We start from the raw sequence: 19,694 nt of genomic DNA on the forward strand, positions 1-19,694 counted from the left end.
GACAAATTGGACAAGGAGGGAAAATTAGAATGCTTATCGACATTGGGAAAATAACAGTCAAAGACCGTATTCGTAAAGACTATGGGGACATAGATGAACTTGCTCAGGACATCAAGGAAAACGGCTTAATCAATCCGCCTGTTGTAACCCCTGAATATGAGCTGATTGCCGGGGAAAGAAGGTTAAGAGCAATAAATAAACTGGGTTACAGTCAGGTTGAGGTCCGGGTTATGTCTGTAAAAGACTACGAGCATCAGCTAAATTTGGAAATATCGGAAAATGAAAGCAGGAAAGAGTTTACCAGAAAAGAGCGGCTCGAATATGCTCAAAAACTCATTGAACTTAAGCGCTTACAAGGTCTAAATTTAGACCTTGATGAAGACCAAGTAACCCAGGAAGCATCGAAGGAGTCGGGCATCGGAAGCAGGGCGCAATTCTATAAAGAAAAGTTCATTTCAGAGAACGCCGATGAGGAAACATTGGAGAAGTGGGATAAAGGAGATATCTCTACTCATGCAGCTTATCAAAAAATTCTCAAGGAGCGGGATGAGCTGAAAGCTAAGCTTGAAAAAGCCCAAAACACAGTAGACCAGGTAGTTGAGGAGAGAAATAAGCTCAAAGAAGAAACCTCAAGCCTGCAATCTAATGTCAACACCACAAACCAGGTATTAAAAGACACTCAAGGCACTGTTAAAATGCTCCAGGATGAATTAAAAAAAGAGAGGGAAAGAGGTAAGACAGAAGTTGAAAGATTGGTGGGCCTGCTGGATGAGGCCAAAAAGACAGGTTCGTCAGATGAGAAAATAAAACAGTTGGAGAATGAACTTGCAGCGGCCAAAGGCCAGGTTGAGGAATTGACGAAAAAAATAAATGAGCCGGTCGAGAAGGTTCCGGAAGAAGTAGAAAAAGAGCTAAATGATCTGAGGGAAAAGACCAGGCAACTGGAGAATAAAGCTGGGCAACCTGAGCAAATCCTGAAATTTCGGGTGCAGTTTGATACAGTGGTGACTATAATTTTAAGACGTTACTGGATATATTGGATGAGATTAAAGAGGTGGCTCCGGAAGAGTGCCAGAGCTATAAGGGTGCTATAGCCGGTCTTGCCAGAAAAATGCTTGAGAGGTTATAAGGAGAGTGAATCCAATTGATAGAGCTGAGCGAATTCTGGCAGGGGATGCTGGTGGGCGGGATTCTGGGCATGGCTGTGACCTGGTTTTTGGTGGCGCTTATGGACATCGGCCAGTGTTCGGACCTGGAATCGGAGAATACTTACCTGAAGTTGAAACTAAAAGAGGTTATAGAGGGGAAAGAAATTACGCAGGAGTTAAAAGGATTTTTTAGGTCAAGTAGCTTGGGGGATTGAGGAGGCATGTTCCTATGGAGGTAACTTGCGATGTTTGCGGTAAAAGCTTCACCATAGATGTTCAAATCAGAGAGCGGGAATACAAGGGTGAGAAAGTAAGAGAGCATTACTTCACTCATTGGGAATGCGGGACCGAATATACCGGTTATTATGAGACAGCAGAAACTAAGCATCTCTCAGAAGAGCGGAAGAGGATCCGAGATGATGTTCAGCTGGCTTCTCGGCTGGGGAATGAAGAAGAGGTCCGGAAGCTTGTTAAAATGGATAAGAAGCTGAAGAAACAGCAGCTTGGGATTAAGAAGGAGCTGGAAAAATATTTTAAGGAGCGTGGCCAGAATGACCGCTGAACACCTGAGAGAAGAATGTTGATGGAAGAGACAATTGAAAGGATAGAAAAAGCCCTGCAAACTAAACTTTACCCATGGCAAAAAGAATTACTAGTAACGGTAATCGGGCAAAAGTTAAAGGGTGCTAAGCTCAAGGTTAGACCATTGCGGAGAAGAAGTAGATATTTGGATGGAGAATAGATAACGATGAGGGGGAATAGCTCTGGTGACCGAGGAAAAGCTTTGTGAGGCTGACTTCAGGTTTATAGAGAAACTTTTATACGAGTACAAAACCTACGACACGGCCATCGAGCAGATGGAAGCAGAATTGGCCGAAATGTATCCCAGTGGTCCGGGGTCTGTGTTGGACCTAACTAATATCCAGGGCCATTCCGATTCATCGGAGCCGGAGCGGTGGACCATAAAGCGGAACGAAAGCCTCAGGGCAAAATTCCTCCTGGGAAGAATACAGGAAAAGAAGCGGCACCGGAAAGCAATGGCCAGGGCCCGGGAAACACTAAGTGATGAGGAAAATAACCTAATCTGGTTAAAATATGATTTACGGAAGCAGAATCCCGAGGTTTGGCGGACTATGAATGTATCTGAAAGCACCTTCTATCGGCTCCGGAAACAGGTGGTTACGAGGGTAGCGGAATACTGCGGACTAACCTGACAGGATTTTGACAGTGAAAGGGTGGAAAAACGTGTTATAGTTTTATACTAAGAACAGTCAGCAAGAGCAGGACCTCAGGAATGCTTCAACAGATGTTTTTCCTCCTTTCTCCGGCGGGGGTAGGCGGCTACCGCCGGGGTAAATTAAGCCCGTTGCAATGAGCAGCGGGTTTTCTTATATTCGACAATACCTTACAATTTGCAACAGAGGGAATGCCTTCTTTTTGCCGAAATAGATAGGAAATGGTGAAGGAGGTGCTTTCATGTGATTGAGAGAATAACAAATATCGCTAATTTAAAAAGTTACGCTGTGAGCCAACAACATAGAGAAGGCGAAGAATCATGGATGTTGCTTTTGAAACTTTTGTATCAAGCTAAGCTATTTGTTGCTGATGAAGAAGTTGAAACAGTTTATCCTAAGAAGCTTTTAAGTAGTAGTGAAGAAGAAAAATGCAATGAGAATAACCTTGAGGTAGTTTTATTTACTAGGGATGGAAAAATATTTATTGCTAAGGTTATAGATGAGGGTTGTAAGTTTCAAGTTGAATTAAAGAAAATAGAAGACATTACAAGTTTAAATGTAAGTGGAAACTTGACTGAAGCTAGACATAAAATACAATATAAGGCAATAATAAAATTTAAAGATGAGAGTGAACTTATTCTTAGCAGCAAAGATGATGTAAATCAGCATTGGCAAGAAGATTATTGTAAACTAATAATATCGATTGTTCGTTCATTAATGTAAATCTGAATAAATGAAGAAATACCTTCCTTTTTGTCGAAAGGAGTTGGTGGGAGGGAGGTGAGCATGATTCCTAAGCTTGAAGGACAAACAGAATGCAAAAATTGCGGGGAAGAGATTAAATGGATTTATGTAATACCAAACAAATTAAGTGATAGAATTTATGACGTTCATACCGCAGAGCCTGATAAAGCGACAGCGAAGGCAATTAGTATAAAAGAAAATGATGAGCCAGAGGTATTAATTGCCAGATGTATGCAATGCGATTATACTAATACTTTTGATTACACAAAGTAACTTAGAGCCTACGGGCTCTTTTTCTTTATAAACTAAAAAAGACCTTTTTCGTAAGTTTCTTTTGTATTTTTTTGTAAAATAATTATATTATTAATCTTATTATGATTTTATGATTAATAGAAAATCAAGCAAGCAAGGGCCTTTGGGCTCTTTTTATATAGATAACCATAAGCTGATAATTCAAGAAGAAAAATATTTTCATATTATTGTTTTAAAGAAGTCCCGTGTTTGCTGTGTTTTTTGGCACTAAAAAAAGACTTCTGCAGTCTTTGTGTTTATATCATTTATCTTATTAATCTAAATGTAAAAAAAAATATGTTACTGCATTAATATTGCGATGAGCTTTTATCTTATCTATTTCTGCTCACAGTCTTTTTAATGCCTATCCAATGAGTAAAATCCAAACTGTGATTATTAAAGCTAAGCAAACCAACAGCGCTAAAAATGTTAATAAATTATTCACAGTGATTCCTCCCTTCATAAATTTCTTATATTTAGTATATGTTTAAATTATTAAAAAAACAAGCGGTATTTAATGTAAGAAAGAGCTAATTTAATTATATGTAAATTATAAATAATTATATTATCATTTTAATTATATTAAATTGAAACAGGTTAGTGCTAGGCTTGCGGAAAATCCCATCCTGAAGAACGGTAAGGAGTTAAAAGTAAAATAGCAAAATGAAAAAAGTAAATCCTTTCTACAAAACCACTGCCTGGCTAAAATTCCGGGCTTTTATTTTAGTCCGGGACAATTATTTATGCCAGCACTGTCTGAGAAAAAAAAGGTTGAGAACTGCCAATATAGTCCACCACAAAAAGCCCATTGAATTATTTCCAGAGCGAGCCCTGGAACCCGACAACTGCGAAAGTGTTTGTCCTTCTTGCCACAACAAGGAGCATCCGGAGAGGGGTGGGGGAAACCGTAAGAAGAAGAAGTCGGAGAAAAGACTGGGGAAAGTAAGGGTAATTAAGGCAGAGGCCAACCCCAACATAATACCCCCCCTACCCTAAGGCCTGGAAAGGGCTCTCCCCCAGGACCGGCGCCCTACTTCGTTCACACCCCGGGGTAATTTTTAATACGAGGGGGGGCCGCCCGGGAAAAATCTGAAATGCAAGGGGGTGTCACCCGTGAGAGTCAATCCCAAAAGAGACATAACAAACTATGATGCAAGGAGACTGTTTCGGATCCTGGCAGAGGAGCTAAAAGCCAGCAATCAGTTCAATGAAAAGACACTCCTGCTTATCGACAACATGATTCTCCTGGAACAGCTGAAGCAGGACCACTTTAAAGACGTTCAAGACCGTGGGGTAGTCGAGCTTTTCAAAAATGGCGCCCAGGAAATGTACCGTGAAAATAAGTCAGTGGGATCCATTCTCAAAATCGTAGAGCAGCAGCGCAAGCTCCAGGCCGAACTCAAGCTCACACCGGCTTCAGACAAGAAGGTGTCTAAGGCGGTGGCTCAGGGTGACAACTTCGAAGACTTCTAAACTACAAACAACTCAATACGCAAAAGACGTGGTGGCCGGTCGCCTCACAGCCTGCCGAAAAGTGCAGTTAGCCTGTAAACGGCACCTAAAAGACTTGGCACGGCAGGGGACAAAAGATTTTCCTTATGTTTTTGACGAAGAACGGGCTTACCGCCCCATTGAGTTTATAGAAAAATTTTGCAAGCCATCCCAGGGAGACTTCGAAAAGCTAGACCTTCAGCCCTGGCAGCACTTCATAATCGGATCCCTTTACGGCTGGATCCACAAAAAAACTAAGCTCCGGAGATTCAGAGAGGGGCTTATTTTTGTGGCCAGGAAGCAGGGCAAGACAGCGAAGGTTTCCGGGTTGTCCCTCTATGGTGCATCAAAAGACGGCGAAAGAGGTGCCAGGATATACCCGCTGGCCAACGCCATGAAACAGGCTCGGCTGACCTTCGATGAATGTAAGGCCATGGTCAAGGAATCGCCGGTTCTTAAAAAACACTTTCGGGCTCTACGGGACGCCATCTATTTTGACAAAACAAATTCAAAAATAGAACCCCAGGCATCAGATTCAGAAAAGCTTGACGGCCTGAACTGCCACCTGGGGATATTCGACGAAATACATGAGTATAAGAACTACAAGCTTATCAACGTTATTAAAAACAGTTCCGGCGCGAGGAGGCAACCGCTGTTTCTCTACATCACTACTGCCGGCTACCAGCTGGACGGTCCGCTTATGGACTACTACGAAAAGGGCGCAGATGTCCTGGAAGGAGTAATCCAGGATGAGCGGTCTTTTTATTACATGGCCGAGCTGGATGAAGACGATGAGGTAGATGACCCTAGCACATGGATTAAGTCCAACCCTAATCTGGGGGTAACGGTCCTGCTGGAAGACATGATCGAGGAATGGGAAAGCCGCAAGCATATCCCAGCTGAGAAAAACGACTTCATAACCAAAAGATTAAACATTTTTGTGCAGTCTGATGAACAGAGTTTTATCGACCTTGAGGTAATAAAACGCAACAGCGATTACATTGACCCTGAGACCCTGACCGGCGCTAACTGCATCGGCGGCTTTGACCTTTCGTCAACAGAGGACTTCACTAGTTCCTGCCTGGAGTTTCCGCTGGAGGACGGCAGGGTTAAAATTATATCCCATTCCTTTGTGCCGATGCGAAAGGTTCTGATGGACAATGAAAAACTCCCTTTCCGAGAATGGGAAGAGGCAGGCCTCTTAACCATCTGCCCGGGGGATTACGTTGATTACAGTTATGTATACGATTGGTTTATTAAGATGTCCAAAATATATTCCATCATGCTAATTACATACGACCCGGCCAATGCTTACCGCCTAGTCCAGGACCTGCAAGCTTACGGTGGGGAAGAATGGACAAAGGTGGTCAGGCAGGGAGCTACAACCTTAAGCCCGGCTCTCAAAGACATAAAAGAAATGCTTCTGGATGGAAAGGCGGTATTTAATCGGAACAAACTGTTCCGATGGTATTTAAACAATATCAGACTGGTAAAGGACCGTAACAACAACTGGCTTCCCACAAAGCAGAACCGCTACCGCAAAATAGACGGTTTCGCCGCCTGGTTGAACGCTCACACTGAAACCATGAAGCTAATGGCCGCTCCCAAAGAGACTGGCGGGGTGGGCTTTGTGTCGGTCAAAGACCTTCTAGGGAGGTGAAAACATTGTGAAATTATGGCGACGCATGAAAGAAAAGGTGGCTGGTTACCTCTTAGAAAAATTTTTGAGCCAGGACAAGGGGAGCGACAATCTTTTTGACAGGTTTCGGTCTTGGTTTGAGCCCTACAACATTTTTACCCGAAAAGCCAGCAATACTCTAGCCACAAATGAGACTATTTTTGCAGCAGTATCAAAGCTGTCAAATTCAATGGCCAGCCTGCCGCTGAAGCTTTATAAGGATTTTAACCCGGCCTACGGCAGGAATGCAGACCTTTTAATAAATTCTCCTAACCCAAACATGACTGGATTTGACTTTATCCGAACCATGGAAACCCACCGGAACACAAGCGGAAATGGTTACGCCCTGAAAGACTACGACAGCAAATACCAGGTGAGGGCACTTTGGATCCTTGACCCGGGTAAAGTAACCCCGGTAATCGAAAAAGATTCCCGGGAATTATGGTATGAGGTCGAAGGCGATAACGGCGCCTATTACGTCCATAACATGGAGATGCTTCACGTAAAGCATATCCATGCTACCGGGCATAAAGGCATCAGTCCGATTGACGTGTTGAAGAACACTATTGATTTCGACGCCAAAGTGAAGGAATTCAGCCTTGAACAGCTGGACAGTGCAGTCAAGGCATCTTTTATTCTCAAACTTGCCACACAGCTGAGTAAAGATAAAAAAGAGGAAACACTAGACAGTTTTAAAACCTTCTATCAAGAAAACGGTGGAGTGCTTATTCAGGAATTAGGGACTGAAATCACTCCAATTGACCGTAAGTTTCTTGATACTAATGTTTTTGAGGTTGAAAAAATTACCCGCACCCGGGTGGCAGTGGTCTACACTATGTCACCGCATATGCTAGGGGAAGCAGATGGGGTGAGCTTCTCCAGCATGGAACAGCTGCAGCTGGAGTATACGCAGGGGACATTGGTGCCTATATGCACCCAGTATGAGAAAGAATTCAACCGAAAACTCTTGACAGACCGGGAGCGGCAACAGGGATTATATTTTAAGTTTAACGTCAATGCCCTTCTTCGCGGCGATATGAAAACCCGCGGAGAGTTTTATTTCAAAGGGATCCGCTCCGGGCAACTAACCCCGAACGAAGCAAGGGCGCTGGAAGACAGGCCGCCGTTACCAGGCGGGGATAAGCTTTTCATGAGCAGAGACCTGTCACCGATTGATGAAAGGAAGGTGAATTAGCAGTGCAATCGATTCCAAAACAAAAGAAATTTTGGGAATTTAAAGCCTCCGCAGATGATGTCGGAGAGCTTTATATTTACGGCGATATTGTTTCGTGGAAATGGGATGACGAAGACACGACCGCAAACAGTTTCAAGGATGACCTGAAGGCTCTTGGGGAGATAAAAACCCTGAACCTATACATCAATTCCCTGGGCGGCTCAGTATTCCAGGCCCAGGCGATATATTCCATCTTAAAAAGGCACTCAGCACAAAAAAACGTGTATGTGGATGGTGTTGCTGCTTCAGCCGCTTCAATGATAGCCATGGCCGGGGATAAAGTCTCTATGCCTGCCAATGCCATGATGATGATTCATTGGCCATGGACCTTTGCTTATGGGAATGCCAAGGAATTTCGCAAGATGGCTGACGATCTGGACAAGATTGGCCAGAGCACCGTAGCAGCCTATATGGCCAAGCTGGATGGGAAAACCGCAGAAGAAAAATTATCGGAGCTACTGGATGATGAAACCTGGCTTACAGCCCAGGAATGCTTTGACTATGGTTTCTGTGATGAGCTGTTGGAAGAAAAAAAAATAGCGGCTTCCGTCAGCACAGAGCTGTTCGCACATTACAAAAATGTGCCAGAAGAGATTAAAGAGATTCTTGAAAAAGTTAACGACCACGATAAGGGGGAATGTCGATTAGACAAGGACCGGAGAGAAAAACTGGTTAAAGAATGCAGGCAAGATGATGAAACAATAAATCTTATATTAGGAGTGATTTAAGTGGCAACTCTATATGAACTGAAAATGAGTCTGGCTACTGTTGGGGCCGAGCTTAAAGAGGTAAACAACGAACTTATGAGGAAGGCCGGCGATCCTAATGCCAGCCTGGAAGATGTAGATGCCCTGGAGAAGAAAAAGGCGCAGCTGCAGAAACGCTTCGATATTATCAAGAGTGAGCATGACTTCATGGAAGAAGAGCAAAAGAAGCAGTTTCACGACAAGATAAGGAAAAACGGCATTGAGGGTGCCAAAAATGATGAAGAGCGACTGATTGCCGCCAAGGCTGAGTTTATCCGGGCAAAGGTGCTAGGGAAAGAGATTTCTCCCGAGGCGCAAGAAATCCTGGCCACCACAACTCCCCTACGGGCACTGCCTGCCGGTGGCGGTACCGGTGGAGAAAATTTCTTACCGACCACCCTGTCTAACGAAGTTATCCATGAGCCTTTTGTAAAGAATCCGCTTCGCGGAAAAATCGGAATGTCTGCAATTAAAGGCCTGGAGCTGCCTAAAATAGCTTTTGAGCTTGATGATTGCGACTTCATCACTGACGCAGGCACTGCGGAAGAAATCGAGACAACTGGTGACAAGGTTGAATTTGGTAAGTTCAAGTTCAAGGTGAAAGTTCGACTTTCCGACACAGTGCTTCACGGTTCCGATGTTGAGCTGGTGCAGTATGTCGAGAATGCTCTGCGCTCCGGCCTAGCCGCGAAAGAGCGGAAAGTATCCTTTGCTCATGGGGCTGTGACTGACCCCGTGACCTCGCCTCGCCCCGTAGTAGCAGCAGAAAAGCACATGACATTCTATGAAGTTGACGCACAAAGCGCCTCCGTTATCAAAGAGGTCACCGGCGAAGACATGTTTGAAGCCATCACCAACGCCATCGCTGCTCTGCATGAGGACTTCCGGGAGAATGCTCAGGTATGCATGCGTTACTCCGATTACGTGACCATGATAAAAGCCCTAAGTAATGGTGCCGTTGACCTGTACGGGAAGCAGCCCGAAGAAGTAATCGGCAAGCCCGTATTCTTCTCTGATGCCGCTGCCATCTACGATACTGACGGAATTTACGGCCGGCCCATTGTAGGCGATTTCAATTACATGCACTTAAACTACGATCCTTCCACCATCTACGATTCTGATAAGGACGTGGACAAGGGGGAATACATTTGGGTGCTGACCGCATGGCTGGATCAGAGGAAAAAACTCGCATCTGCCTTCCGCATTGCCAAAGTCGTAGAAAGCCTATAAGCCATGGCAGGATTTGATCTGGAGGAGTTTGTTAGAGAACTGTTAGGATATTCTGAAAGCGGGGGTGGCAACACCCTCGCTTTGGCTATCCTGGGAGCCAAGCAAGCCCTAAAAAACGCAGGGGTGGAACAGGTGGGCCAAACGGAAGAAAATGAAATGGCCCTGTATGCGCTGGCAGTAGCAATTAAAGTAAAAATATTTTACGACGGAGATCCGACGGGAGACCTTGCCAGGTCTGTAGAAGGCATGGTCCTACAAATGCGGAGCGACGGAGATGGAGGTGAGGCAGAGTGAAAGCAATAGTTACAAAGGAATTCCGGGATAAATACACTAAAGTGCTGTATATTCCCGGTGATATATACGAGCACCAGGATGAAAAGCGGATAAAATTTCTCCAGGAAGCGAAGGCGCTGGGAGATACTTTAGCCGAAGACCCTCCGCCATCACCTAAGGGGGACAGCGCCGAACCCATTAATTTGGGCGGCGGTTGGTATCAGCTCCCCGATGGGCGCAAAGTAAGGAAATCTGAAATTGATGGCGGTGAAGGATAATGGGCCTGCCAAAAAGTTGGAAGCAAATCAGGCAAGGAGCAGCGGCAGGGCTTATATCTGAAAAAATTGAGTGGGACGGAGAATCCACAGAGGCAGCCGTTAATGTCCCGCTAGGCTCTCTACGTCCCGTGAAAATAGCCGTGGATAATACTGATTGCGGCAAAGCCCTGACAATTACCCTGGAAGAGCATCTCAGGACAGATGATGCTCAGGCCACGGCTAAGATTGGGGAAGGCGACAACGGGGTTGTTACAGTTACGGTAGATGGGCCCGGCCCCGACGGAGAGGAATGCGGTATTGAGGTAGTGGTTCCGGAAGCTGAAGAGGTCACTGATCTTGAGGTTACCCTGGCAGACAAAATAATCATTGTTGCCCTGGCACTAAAAGAAGAAGGCGAAGAAATTATTCCGGATGATGCCAAAAATACAGCAGCACTAATTGCTGTAGCTGTTGGAGAATTGGAAAATTTCAGTGCTGAAGCTTCCGGAAACGGCTCTACTCCATTTACCGAAGCAATCGAGCCGGTAAACTTTACCGGGGGCAAGGTAAATATTTGGGCAGAAGTTATCAATGCTTTTTCACTGACTGCTGCCCCAGACAAAATAATAGTTCTTGGCCCCTTTGATGGCTGGCCCCGCTTCTTAGGTGGTCGGATTAAACTGGATGCAGCTGAGGCGCCTGATGATGGTGACGCTACACTAGTTATGGTCCAGGAAGTATAGGCGGTGATGAGACATGGCATTTTTTAGGGATGCTGTTTACCTGGTTAAAACTACCCATGACCACAATGAGGATGATGATCTTGTTATTACTCCCCAGGAGCGCCTTGTTCCGGCAAACCAAAAAAGCGTGCGCCAGACAGAGTTTTACCAAGCAGCCGCATCCGGATTGCGTCCCGAAATCGCGTTTGAAATACGTTCATCGGAATACGAGGGAGAGAAGACCGTCAAATACCCTGCTGCAGAAGAAGGCGAGGAATATACCGTCTACCGTTCCTATGATAGAGGGAACGGGTTCTTAGAACTAATTTGCACCGGCCCAGGCAACCGGCCTGGGACAAGGAGGGGGCCATAATGGGAGGCGGAAGGATAGAACTCCATGGAGTAGATGAACTACTGGCGGATATCCGGAAGCACTTAGGTGAAGGATCTGTAAGGCTTGAAAGAGAGGGATTGAAAAAGGGCAGTGAAATTATTGCTGATGAGATGAGGTCCCGGGCACCTCGAAGCAGGTCACCCAGGCAGCCTACATCGGGAAGCCAGAGCTGGCGGACCGGAAAGCACGCAGCTGACAACATTAAGCTGAGCCGTGTTATCCGGAAGGATGGGCAAAAATATATCTTAACGGGAATTCAGCCGGGAGATAGCTCTAAATACTTTTACTTAAAGTTTTTTGAATTCGGCTCATCAAAGATTGAAGCAAGGCCATGGTGTGAGCCGGCGTTCCATGCAAAAAAGGGACAGGCACTGACTGTCTTAATTGAGGAATTCCGGAAGGGGTTGGGTAGGTGAGGTGAGAGACACAAAAGAAGAAGTCCGCAAGCAGTTACTGCAGAACGCTGACCTCATTGACCTTCTCGGGGGCAAGCGGGTTTATAAGCGACCCGCTCCGGATGGGGATGAATTTCCCCGGGTAACCCTTTTTGAAATTGATAGAAATAACGGTGACTATGCAGACGATGAGCCTATGTCGGATGAGTCAGTTCTGCAGGTGGACGAATGGAACCAGGAAGACACTCAGGCGATATTTGAGGAAATTGACAAGACCATGAAGGAGAACGGTTGGCGCCGATCCGGAAAGCAGGAGTTCTATGAACAGGACACCGGGATTCACCACAAAGCCCTCAGATATCGTCAAAAATTTTAAGGAAGGTGATTAGATGAAGAGCATCCCAATAGGCTTAAAAGATTTTCATTATGCCGTGATGGATGATGTGGAAGCAGAATCGTATGAGGCTCCGGCCCATATTCCAGGCAGCATAACAGCAAATGTTTCCCCTACAACAAACAGCAGCACGCTATATGCGGACGATATAGCCTATGACATGGCTACATCGCTGGGAGACATAGCGCTTTCGCTTAACCTCGCTGACATTCCGACTGCGGACTTAGCTGCGTTGCTGGGGCATGCCATTGATGCGAACGGGGTGCTTATCCGAAGCAAAGAGGATGAGGCGCCCTATGTAGCGATAGGGTACAAACGAAAGATGGCAAACCACAAATATCGATATGTCTGGTTACTGAAAGGTAAATTTAGGCTGGAAGAGCAAAATGCAAACACAAAAACAGAGCAAGCATCATATCAGACCACGACAATTAACGCAACCTTTTTACCACGGGAAACAGATGGAGATTGGCAATCAGTAGTCAACGAAGGAGATCCCGGGGTGTCGCAAGCAGTTCTTGACGACTGGTTCGATGCGGTTTATTTGAAAGATGCTGATGAAGTGCCGCCGACTGTTGTAACTGTTGTTCCTGCGAATTTAGCCAATAATGTTGAAGTAGGCACCCAGGTAACCTGGACATTCAGTGAGCCTATCAGGACCAACACAATTAACTCTGGTAATTTTATGCTTCTGGATTCTAGCATGGAGCAAGTGGCCGGTGCACTGGACTATAATTCTGCCGCAACCGTTGTTACCCTTACCCCAGCAGGCGATCTCGGAAACGATGAAACCTATACCACCATTGTTACCACCGGCGTGAAGGACGTAGCCGGCAATTCCCTGGAAGCACCCAAGATTACCACATTTATTACTGAATTAGGAACTTAGAACTTGGACATAGATGCAGTTAAGGGAGAGGGGCTTCGGGCCCCTCTCTTTATTTTACATTTAGAGCAGCGGTGTGATGTCAAGTAGTTAACTGGAAATTATTTAAGAAATTCACTGTTGTTAAGGGGGTGCTTGCTCAAAAAAGGCATCACTTAACTAAGCCACCCAAATTAACAGTACTAAAATTACATTAACGGTAAATTATGGGTGGATGGAATCGCAGCTAATCTTTATAATATTTCTTGTTGGTTTCCTCCTCTCGGTTGGTAGAGTTGGTTCGTCTTTAGCAGATGAAAGACCAACCGTACCAGTTTACGTGCTGTAAGAGCAAGGGCCCGTTTATGGGCGAACTGTTTCGGCTCTGCCTTTTTCTTGGCATAATACTCTGCAAAAACAGGGTCGTGCACCCGAACACTGTTAGCCGCCTCCATTAAGTAATATCGCAAATAGCGGTTACCAGAGTGAATTAGCCGTGTTTGGCTGGCCGTAAAGTTTCCCGATTGATTCTCAGTCCAGGCAATGCCAGCATGCTTAGCCAACTGCTTATGGCTGGCAAACTGGTGGATGTCACCAATTTCAGCCAAGATACCAGAAGAAAAGATAGGACCGATCCCCGGGACAGAATCTAGAGTTTGAGGAATCGTTTTTAAATGGTCTTCGATAGCCTTTTTTATAGACTTAATCTGTTCCTGAATTGTCCGAATGACCCGAATACTGGAGGCCATAGCCAGGTTAACAGAATCAGCCATAGCCTTAGATAATCGGTAAGAAGAACGAGCTGCTTTCTGTAATTCCTTAGCCACAGATTGAGGATCATCAAATCGATTTTTACCATGCTGGATTAAAAATTCCACCAGCTGGTCCACAGAGATTTCTGCTAAAGTTTCTGAGGATTCAAACTCCTCCATGACGGCCAAAGAAGTTGCCGACAGCTTGTTTTCAAAAACAAGCGTGTAATCGCTGCATTTTAAATACAGGTTGGTCATAAGGAAATTACTTTCTCTTACCAGTGCCTTCATGAGATGGTACCTGGTCCGGGTCAGCCGCTGCAGTGCCATCATCGGTTCACTCCAGGTGAAGGGATGAGGTAAGTGGCCGGACCGAACCTTGGCGGCAATATACCAGGCATCCACCCGGTCATTTTTAGGGGGGGAAAGGAAATGAGACTTTTTATACTCCTTAATTAGGCTCGGGTTAAACATATAGACTTTAACATTAGAGCACCCAAAATCTAAATGCCGATGTAAGTATATGGCGGCGTGAGTCGAGTAGCAGCCGGTATGTTCCAGTCCAAAACGAATTTCATCAAAACTATGCTTATCTACCAGCTGATTAATCCGTTTCTGCAGCTCCATGATACCGGGTCGGTTATTTAGAACAGTAAAGCGGCATAAAGCTCGTTTCTCTTCTTCATCGGTTAAACAGCATACTACATTTTCCTTGCTGCTTACATCAATACCGACAAACAAAGGTATAGTCATCGTTGTTTCACCTCCTTAAGAAAAAGGATGTGATGTCTACAGTCCTGGGATGTCCCTGGGAAACCCATGAACGACAGCCTTGCGAGCTATTGGAATACACCGGTTCCCCTCGGTGCACTGGTCTCCCTCTGCTGGCAGGAGAGAGGGGCAACCGGGAAACAGTCAGCGTGTTGGTCTATAACATGGGGCCAGGGGAACACTCTAAAAAAGGAAGACACCCGATAACGGGGCAACGGGAGGAGATTGAACATTCCCTTGGTAGACACCTATGGCTATATTTTCCCAAAGACATCCCAGGACTGTAAACCCTATTTTCAAATTATTTTGATATGATAAGCGGAAACGTATTGTTTGATAGGCTTGTGAATATGCCGCAGTTGTGGATTCTGATGGATAACTCTTCGAGTTACCCACAGACCCCACGAACTGCTTGGACAACACTTCGCGTTGACCACATATTCACAACCCCTACTACTAATTTTTTTAATCCTTTTTAAAAAGATCATAAGTACTTTAGATAACAATAAATTTGATTCTGTATAAAGTTTTCAAAGAACAAATGAGCACCATACGAACTGGAAATTTACGTCCAAATCGTCTGCTGCTCATAGTATACAAGGAGGATGACTTATGGAAATAACGCTACGTGTTGACAACGAAGAGAAAACCTTTATCCAGCCCTTTGTGTCCGCTCGGATCTTACGCAGGACATTTGAATACGATAAAAAATTTCAAGAACTACTGGAAGCCGGGGCAGAGAATTTTGAGAACTACGATCGCATCAAAGACCTTGAGCTTGCAGCGGAGTATGTCTCAGAAGTTTTTAATAATCAGTTTACGGCTGAACAATTTCTTGACGGTGTTGAATCTTATAAAGCTGTGCCGGAATATACCCGGATTAAAAGATTGGTTCAAACCGGCAGAGAAGAGGCTTTTGGAGTGACCAAAACTGACAATGAGGAAGGTAAGCCTGACCCAAACGTATAGAGGGGGACACTGCAGCCCCCATGGAATGGACTGACTGGATGGAAGAATTTTATCTATCACTTTTAAAGCAAGGATGGACATTGACTCAAATTGATGAAATGGACATCTTTTATTATTTTAAGCTGCTTAGACGGACAGAGAAAAAACAGAAAGATGATGATCTGGCCAAGTTTGACAGCCTTGGGCTGATGTAGGGGGGTGAGCACTTATGGACATTGAAGTTGCTGGTCTGGTTACAAAGCTGGCCATTGACGATTCAGATTTAGAAAAATCTATGGCCGGCCTCAGCCGGGAAATGAACCTAACCAAGACACAATTCGCCGCCGCTTCATCCGGGCTGAACGATTTTGGCAAAGGCACAGAAGGCCTAAAATTAAAATCTGATGCTCTCTCAAAGCAGATGCAGATCCAGGGCACCCGAGTGGCCAAGCTTCAGCAGGAACATGCAAGGGCTGTCCAAGAGAAGGGCCGGGATGCAGTAGAGACACAAAAGCTTGAGGTAAGGCTCAACAGGGCTGTGGCAGAATACAACAAGTTGGATGCTCAGTTGAGAGCTACAAACGCTGAGTTGGCCCGGCAGTCATCCGCATGGACAAAAGTGGGCAGCTCTCTTGATGCTGCAGGAACAAGGCTCCAAAATGTTAGCAGGCAAATGGATACAGCGGGCCGGTCCTTAAGCAGGAATGTTACCGCTCCCGTTATAGCCGGAACCGCTGCTATCGTAAAATTCGGAGCTGATTTTGAAAAATCTATGACCGGTTCTTTGGCCATCATGGGTAACGTGTCTGATGAAATGCGAAAAGACATGGAGACGGCCGCTCGGGATGTTGCCAAAACAACTCGTTTTAGCGCTACCGATGCGGCAGAAAGTTATTTTTACCTGGCATCTGCCGGGCTAGATGCCACCCAGGCGATAGAAGCAATGCCGAGAGTGGCTGCCTTTGCTCAGGCAGGCGCATTTGATATGGCCCGGGCTACCGACCTTTTAACAGACGCACAGAGCGCCCTGGGCCTTTCCGTAGATGATGTTACTCAGAACATGGAGAACATGACCAGGGTATCTGACGTGCTGGTTAAGGGAAATACCCTGGCAAACGCTGCAGTAGAAGAGTTTGCGCTTTCTCTCACTAATAAAGGTGCCCAGGCACTTACACTTATGAACAAAGAAATTGAAGAAGGCGTTGCAATCTTGGCAGTATTTGCTGACCAGGGCCTTAAAGGTTCTGAAGCTGGAACCATACTTGCCCGAACCATCGAAGGCATTGAGGAAAGGGCCCGGAAGAGCTCAAAAGAATTTAAAGCGCTGGGCATTGAAGTTTTTGACGGCCAGGGCGAAATGCGGAATATGGCCGACATTATCTTTGATATGGAGAAGGCCTTTGCAGGAATGACCACCGAGCAGAGAAGTGCTGAGCTGGCCCAGCTGGGATTCAACGAACGGGCACGGCGCGGGATTTTAACTCTGCTGGGTAGCAGTGATGCTCTTCGGGAATACGAGAAGGAGCTGAGAAATGCAGCCGGCACCACAGATGAGGTAGCCTCAAAGCAGATCCAAAATCTTTGGGACCAGCTGGGCCTACTGAAGGATAGATTAATTGATTCGGCGTTAACCATGTATGAAACCCTGGGGCCCACCATTACAAACGTGGTAATCCCGATGGTGGAGGAATTAGCAGGGAAGGTAGAAAGCCTGGCATCATGGTTCGCCAGCCTGGACAAAGAAACGCAGCAAAATATATTTAAGTTTGTTGCGTTGGCCGCAGCTGCTGGGCCTGTACTGATGGTCACCAGCAAGTTAACTGGATCAGTGGGGTCACTGGCTAAAATGGCCGGTACTGCTGCTAAATTCATCGGCACAAAAACTGCTGCAACTACGGCAATGGCTGCAGCTACCACTACGGCCACGGGCAGCGTAGGTCTTTTTGGTGGAGGGCTGCTGGGAGTACTAGGGCCCGCAGGCCTTGCAGTAGCCGCAATCGCCGGCATTGGATACGGCGCATACAAACTACATGAACATATGAAGCAGGATGCTATCCCAGCGATAAGGGAGTTTGGAGACGAGGTTTCCGAAACCACCGAGCTGGCAATAAACAGTTTTTTAGACTTATACGATGAAGCCGATAGAAGCTTAAAGATGCTTGCTTGGTCGGGGACAGAGGTATCTGCTGAAATGGCCGAAACCTTAGGCAAGAACTTCGATGATATGTCGGAACAAATAATTGCAGGGCTTGAAAAAAGCCGAGTTGAGGGCATTGCGGCTTTAAAGAAGTTTTTCGCAGAATCGTCTGACATAACAGAAGAAGAGCAAGAACAGATGCTCAATGCTCTGGAAGAGGGCTACGAAAACCGGAAGGGAATCATCGAAGAGCAAAGTGCACGTATCCTGGAGATATTGGAAAACGCATCGAACGAAAACCGCGGACTGACCCGTGAAGAGCAGAGGGAGATTGACCAAATCAGGCAGGATATGAAGGAAGTTGCAATCGGAGCACTTTCTGAGACCGAGCTGGAACAAAGAGCAATCCTGGAGCGCATGAGGGCAGAAGGTGAAATTCAGACCGCGAGGCAGGCTGCAGCGGTGGTGGCAAACAGCATTGAGCAGCGGGACAAGTCCGTTGCGGAAGCTGAAAGGCAATACCAGGAAACTGTAAAGCAGATTATATTCATGCGCGATGATTTAGGGGAAATCACAGACGAAACGGCTACCAGAATGATTCGTGGAGCTAAGACCCAGCGCGATGGAGTAGTAGCAGAAGTCGAGAGGATGCACGGCACAATAGTAACTGAAGCACAAAATAATTCCCGGGCACACCTAAATGAAGTGGACTGGCATACAGGCCAGGTTTTATCGAAATGGCAGGTATTGCGGAAACGACTGGAAGGGGTTTTAAGTAATATAAGTTTTGGGGGTATGCCTCAGTATTATCCAATGCCGTCCTTTGACACCGGCGGTACCGTCCCAGGCCCTATCGGTTCACCTCAGATAATTATGGCCCATGGTGGGGAGACGATACTTCCAACGCACAAGCCGGAATACCAACATCTCGCAACGCAAAAAACAGAAGCTACTATTCGGCATGAAATAGATTTATCCAATGTCCCGCCTCATGTTAGCGAAAAAAATCTGAAAGTATTTTTATTAAAAGTTTTGAAGGACCCGACTGTAGCGCGAATTATAGACCAGTCCTTTTCAGGGAGCATTTCTGACGGTGGCCGTCCAAAGGGGGTATTTGCGTGAGAACAGTAAGCTACAACGGAATATTGAATACGGATCCTGCCTTTGGCAGGACAGTACTGCAGAGCATTGACCGACCCGTTTCCCCGGGAGGGGAGGTTCGATTGCTTTATATTCATGGCCTTGATGGCGCATTGTTCCAGGGCTATGACGGTCACCCCGCTGTAGTCGGCTTTGAAATAGCAGTCAGGGGCAAAACCTATGAGGAGCGAGCAGGGTATGTACGCAACATCGCCTCATGGTTGGATACCAAGCAACCTGGACCGTTGATTTTTAGTGATGAGCCGGACAAAAGGTATATGGCTGTGCTGGTCTCAGAAATACGCATGGCAGAAATAGTAAAGCATGGTGTTATGCGGGTATTGATGATGGACCCATCCAGGCATGCGGTGGGGATTCAAGCAAAGACCACTCCCCGCACTGGTGTTAATTCCGGCACAGCTGATACCCCCTGTATTATCTCTGCCCAAGTATGGGACCACGCATATGACCTGGACGCCGAAGTGGATTTGGACCATGAAGTAGATTTGGACTACGAGTTTGACCTGGATGCCCCGGTCTGGGAGCTTTTTGATTATTTGCTGGGTGTAAGCAGTCAGGGCGTTTTAGACACTGCCAGCTTCACGGCAACCTCGCAGGCCGGAGGATTTGTTTCGATTATCCAAGACCTGGGGGCAGGAGATAGCATATACATTGATACCTCAAGGCGGTTAGTGCTGGTAAATGACGTAGATGCGCGACCCCATGTGACATTTACGTCTACGTTTTTTAAGCTCCCGCCTGGGGGTTTTTCGATTACTCCGGAGCCGGATATCGTTGATTTATCCGTTACCTTCCGGGAAAAATTTAAATAATAATTAGGAGTGATTT

General features: G+C 46.0%; 26 protein-coding genes. 25 read left to right on the forward strand and 1 reads right to left on the reverse strand.

Annotated elements, in window-relative coordinates; translation table 11 throughout:
- Positions 1-29: 29 nt before the first annotated feature.
- From HUE98_RS05950 to HUE98_RS06045, 20 genes are all read left to right on the forward strand, one after another.
- Positions 30-1,094 (forward strand): ParB N-terminal domain-containing protein, encoded by a 1,065-nt coding sequence (locus HUE98_RS05950; RefSeq protein WP_241422943.1) that lies wholly within the window; start codon positions 30-32, stop codon positions 1,092-1,094.
- A 50-nt stretch (positions 1,095-1,144) separates the two neighbouring features.
- Positions 1,145-1,363, forward strand: a complete 219-nt coding sequence (locus HUE98_RS05955) for a hypothetical protein (protein WP_241422944.1) — start codon at positions 1,145-1,147, stop codon at positions 1,361-1,363.
- A gap of 14 nt (positions 1,364-1,377) precedes the next feature.
- Positions 1,378-1,710, forward strand: coding sequence for a hypothetical protein (locus HUE98_RS05960; protein ID WP_241422945.1), 333 nt, complete (start codon positions 1,378-1,380; stop codon positions 1,708-1,710).
- A gap of 21 nt (positions 1,711-1,731) precedes the next feature.
- Positions 1,732-1,890 carry a hypothetical protein gene (locus HUE98_RS05965; protein ID WP_241422946.1) on the forward strand — a complete coding sequence of 53 codons (159 nt, stop codon included), beginning with the start codon at positions 1,732-1,734 and terminating at the stop codon, positions 1,888-1,890.
- Positions 1,891-1,915: 25 nt separating this feature from the next.
- Positions 1,916-2,362 carry a hypothetical protein gene (locus tag HUE98_RS05970; protein WP_241422947.1) on the forward strand — a complete coding sequence of 149 codons (447 nt, stop codon included), beginning with the start codon at positions 1,916-1,918 and terminating at the stop codon, positions 2,360-2,362.
- A 264-nt stretch (positions 2,363-2,626) separates the two neighbouring features.
- Positions 2,627-3,106 carry a hypothetical protein gene (locus HUE98_RS05975; RefSeq protein WP_241422948.1) on the forward strand — a complete coding sequence of 160 codons (480 nt, stop codon included), beginning with the start codon at positions 2,627-2,629 and terminating at the stop codon, positions 3,104-3,106.
- Positions 3,107-3,169: 63 nt separating this feature from the next.
- Positions 3,170-3,400, forward strand: a complete 231-nt coding sequence (locus HUE98_RS05980; RefSeq protein ID WP_241422949.1) for a hypothetical protein — start codon at positions 3,170-3,172, stop codon at positions 3,398-3,400.
- Positions 3,401-4,081: 681 nt separating this feature from the next.
- Positions 4,082-4,414 carry an HNH endonuclease signature motif containing protein gene (locus tag HUE98_RS05985; protein ID WP_241422950.1) on the forward strand — a complete coding sequence of 111 codons (333 nt, stop codon included), beginning with the start codon at positions 4,082-4,084 and terminating at the stop codon, positions 4,412-4,414.
- Between the two features lie 117 nt (positions 4,415-4,531).
- Positions 4,532-4,891, forward strand: coding sequence for a P27 family phage terminase small subunit (locus tag HUE98_RS05990; RefSeq protein WP_241422951.1), 360 nt, complete (start codon positions 4,532-4,534; stop codon positions 4,889-4,891).
- Positions 4,869-6,569, forward strand: coding sequence for a terminase large subunit (locus HUE98_RS05995; protein WP_241422952.1), 1,701 nt, complete (start codon positions 4,869-4,871; stop codon positions 6,567-6,569). Before HUE98_RS05990 ends, HUE98_RS05995 begins: the two co-directional genes overlap by 23 nt.
- A 7-nt stretch (positions 6,570-6,576) precedes the next feature.
- Positions 6,577-7,782, forward strand: coding sequence for a phage portal protein (locus tag HUE98_RS06000; protein ID WP_241422953.1), 1,206 nt, complete (start codon positions 6,577-6,579; stop codon positions 7,780-7,782).
- Positions 7,783-7,784: 2 nt separating this feature from the next.
- Positions 7,785-8,549, forward strand: coding sequence for a head maturation protease, ClpP-related (locus HUE98_RS06005; RefSeq protein ID WP_241422954.1), 765 nt, complete (start codon positions 7,785-7,787; stop codon positions 8,547-8,549).
- On the forward strand, positions 8,550-9,797 hold the full coding sequence (locus tag HUE98_RS06010; protein WP_241422955.1) for a phage major capsid protein: 1,248 nt from the start codon (positions 8,550-8,552) through the stop codon (positions 9,795-9,797).
- A 3-nt stretch (positions 9,798-9,800) separates the two neighbouring features.
- On the forward strand, positions 9,801-10,091 hold the full coding sequence (locus HUE98_RS06015; protein WP_241422956.1) for a hypothetical protein: 291 nt from the start codon (positions 9,801-9,803) through the stop codon (positions 10,089-10,091).
- On the forward strand, positions 10,088-10,348 hold the full coding sequence (locus HUE98_RS06020) for a hypothetical protein (RefSeq protein ID WP_241422957.1): 261 nt from the start codon (positions 10,088-10,090) through the stop codon (positions 10,346-10,348). The genes HUE98_RS06015 and HUE98_RS06020 overlap by 4 nt, the downstream gene beginning before the upstream one ends.
- Positions 10,348-11,070 (forward strand): hypothetical protein, encoded by a 723-nt coding sequence (locus HUE98_RS06025; RefSeq protein WP_241422958.1) that lies wholly within the window; start codon positions 10,348-10,350, stop codon positions 11,068-11,070. Before HUE98_RS06020 ends, HUE98_RS06025 begins: the two co-directional genes overlap by 1 nt.
- Positions 11,071-11,083: 13 nt before the next feature.
- Entirely contained in the window at positions 11,084-11,422 is a 339-nt protein-coding gene (locus HUE98_RS06030) for a head-tail adaptor protein (protein WP_241422959.1), read from the forward strand.
- On the forward strand, positions 11,422-11,859 hold the full coding sequence (locus HUE98_RS06035) for an HK97-gp10 family putative phage morphogenesis protein (RefSeq protein WP_241422960.1): 438 nt from the start codon (positions 11,422-11,424) through the stop codon (positions 11,857-11,859). The genes HUE98_RS06030 and HUE98_RS06035 overlap by 1 nt, the downstream gene beginning before the upstream one ends.
- Position 11,860: 1 nt before the next feature.
- Positions 11,861-12,214: a tail completion protein gp17 gene (gene gp17, locus HUE98_RS06040; RefSeq protein ID WP_241422961.1), complete on the forward strand. Its 354-nt coding sequence runs from the start codon at positions 11,861-11,863 to the stop codon at positions 12,212-12,214.
- Between the two features lie 13 nt (positions 12,215-12,227).
- Positions 12,228-13,121 carry a major tail protein gene (locus HUE98_RS06045; RefSeq protein WP_241422962.1) on the forward strand — a complete coding sequence of 298 codons (894 nt, stop codon included), beginning with the start codon at positions 12,228-12,230 and terminating at the stop codon, positions 13,119-13,121.
- 230 nt (positions 13,122-13,351) lie between these two features.
- Here HUE98_RS06045 and HUE98_RS06050 read toward each other — a convergent pair whose 3' ends face one another.
- Entirely contained in the window at positions 13,352-14,602 is a 1,251-nt protein-coding gene (locus tag HUE98_RS06050) for an IS110 family RNA-guided transposase (RefSeq protein ID WP_241422696.1), read from the reverse strand.
- Positions 14,603-14,634: 32 nt separating this feature from the next.
- On the opposite strand from HUE98_RS06050, the gene HUE98_RS06055 reads away from it, so the two are divergent.
- The 5 genes from HUE98_RS06055 (at position 14,635) to HUE98_RS06075 (ending at position 19,678) form a co-directional block, all read left to right on the forward strand.
- Positions 14,635-14,907 carry a hypothetical protein gene (locus tag HUE98_RS06055; RefSeq protein WP_241420570.1) on the forward strand — a complete coding sequence of 91 codons (273 nt, stop codon included), beginning with the start codon at positions 14,635-14,637 and terminating at the stop codon, positions 14,905-14,907.
- Between the two features lie 325 nt (positions 14,908-15,232).
- Positions 15,233-15,589, forward strand: a complete 357-nt coding sequence (gene gpG, locus HUE98_RS06060) for a phage tail assembly chaperone G (RefSeq protein ID WP_241422963.1) — start codon at positions 15,233-15,235, stop codon at positions 15,587-15,589.
- A 20-nt stretch (positions 15,590-15,609) separates the two neighbouring features.
- Complete coding sequence (locus HUE98_RS06065; RefSeq protein WP_241422964.1) at positions 15,610-15,783, forward strand: hypothetical protein; 174 nt, start codon at positions 15,610-15,612, stop codon at positions 15,781-15,783.
- Positions 15,784-15,797: 14 nt separating this feature from the next.
- A complete protein-coding gene (locus tag HUE98_RS06070; RefSeq protein ID WP_241422965.1) occupies positions 15,798-18,827 on the forward strand; it encodes a phage tail tape measure protein in 3,030 nt (1,009 codons plus the stop codon).
- Positions 18,824-19,678: a distal tail protein Dit gene (locus HUE98_RS06075; protein ID WP_241422966.1), complete on the forward strand. Its 855-nt coding sequence runs from the start codon at positions 18,824-18,826 to the stop codon at positions 19,676-19,678. Before HUE98_RS06070 ends, HUE98_RS06075 begins: the two co-directional genes overlap by 4 nt.
- Positions 19,679-19,694 lie beyond the last annotated feature (16 nt).

The sequence above is a fragment of the Candidatus Contubernalis alkalaceticus genome (assembly GCF_022558445.1).
Taxonomy (GTDB): Bacteria; Bacillota; Dethiobacteria; order SKNC01; family SKNC01; genus Contubernalis; species Contubernalis alkaliaceticus.

Excerpts from the sequence above, each read along its gene's own strand:
- HUE98_RS05950 (WP_241422943.1), top strand. The coding sequence starts at position 30 with ATGCTTATCGACATTGGGAAAATAACAGTCAAAGACCGTATTCGTAAA.
- HUE98_RS05960 (WP_241422945.1), top strand. The coding sequence starts at position 1,378 with ATGGAGGTAACTTGCGATGTTTGCGGTAAAAGCTTCACCATAGATGTT.
- HUE98_RS05965 (WP_241422946.1), top strand. The coding sequence starts at position 1,732 with ATGGAAGAGACAATTGAAAGGATAGAAAAAGCCCTGCAAACTAAACTT.
- HUE98_RS05980 (WP_241422949.1), top strand. The coding sequence starts at position 3,170 with ATGATTCCTAAGCTTGAAGGACAAACAGAATGCAAAAATTGCGGGGAA.
- HUE98_RS05985 (WP_241422950.1), top strand. The coding sequence starts at position 4,082 with ATGAAAAAAGTAAATCCTTTCTACAAAACCACTGCCTGGCTAAAATTC.
- HUE98_RS06015 (WP_241422956.1), top strand. The coding sequence starts at position 9,801 with ATGGCAGGATTTGATCTGGAGGAGTTTGTTAGAGAACTGTTAGGATAT.
- HUE98_RS06025 (WP_241422958.1), top strand. The coding sequence starts at position 10,348 with ATGGGCCTGCCAAAAAGTTGGAAGCAAATCAGGCAAGGAGCAGCGGCA.
- HUE98_RS06030 (WP_241422959.1), top strand. The coding sequence starts at position 11,084 with ATGGCATTTTTTAGGGATGCTGTTTACCTGGTTAAAACTACCCATGAC.
- HUE98_RS06035 (WP_241422960.1), top strand. The coding sequence starts at position 11,422 with ATGGGAGGCGGAAGGATAGAACTCCATGGAGTAGATGAACTACTGGCG.
- HUE98_RS06045 (WP_241422962.1), top strand. The coding sequence starts at position 12,228 with ATGAAGAGCATCCCAATAGGCTTAAAAGATTTTCATTATGCCGTGATG.
- HUE98_RS06050 (WP_241422696.1), bottom strand. The coding sequence starts at position 14,602 with ATGACTATACCTTTGTTTGTCGGTATTGATGTAAGCAGCAAGGAAAAT.
- HUE98_RS06055 (WP_241420570.1), top strand. The coding sequence starts at position 14,635 with ATGTCTACAGTCCTGGGATGTCCCTGGGAAACCCATGAACGACAGCCT.
- gpG (WP_241422963.1), top strand. The coding sequence starts at position 15,233 with ATGGAAATAACGCTACGTGTTGACAACGAAGAGAAAACCTTTATCCAG.
- HUE98_RS06065 (WP_241422964.1), top strand. The coding sequence starts at position 15,610 with ATGGAATGGACTGACTGGATGGAAGAATTTTATCTATCACTTTTAAAG.
- HUE98_RS06070 (WP_241422965.1), top strand. The coding sequence starts at position 15,798 with ATGGACATTGAAGTTGCTGGTCTGGTTACAAAGCTGGCCATTGACGAT.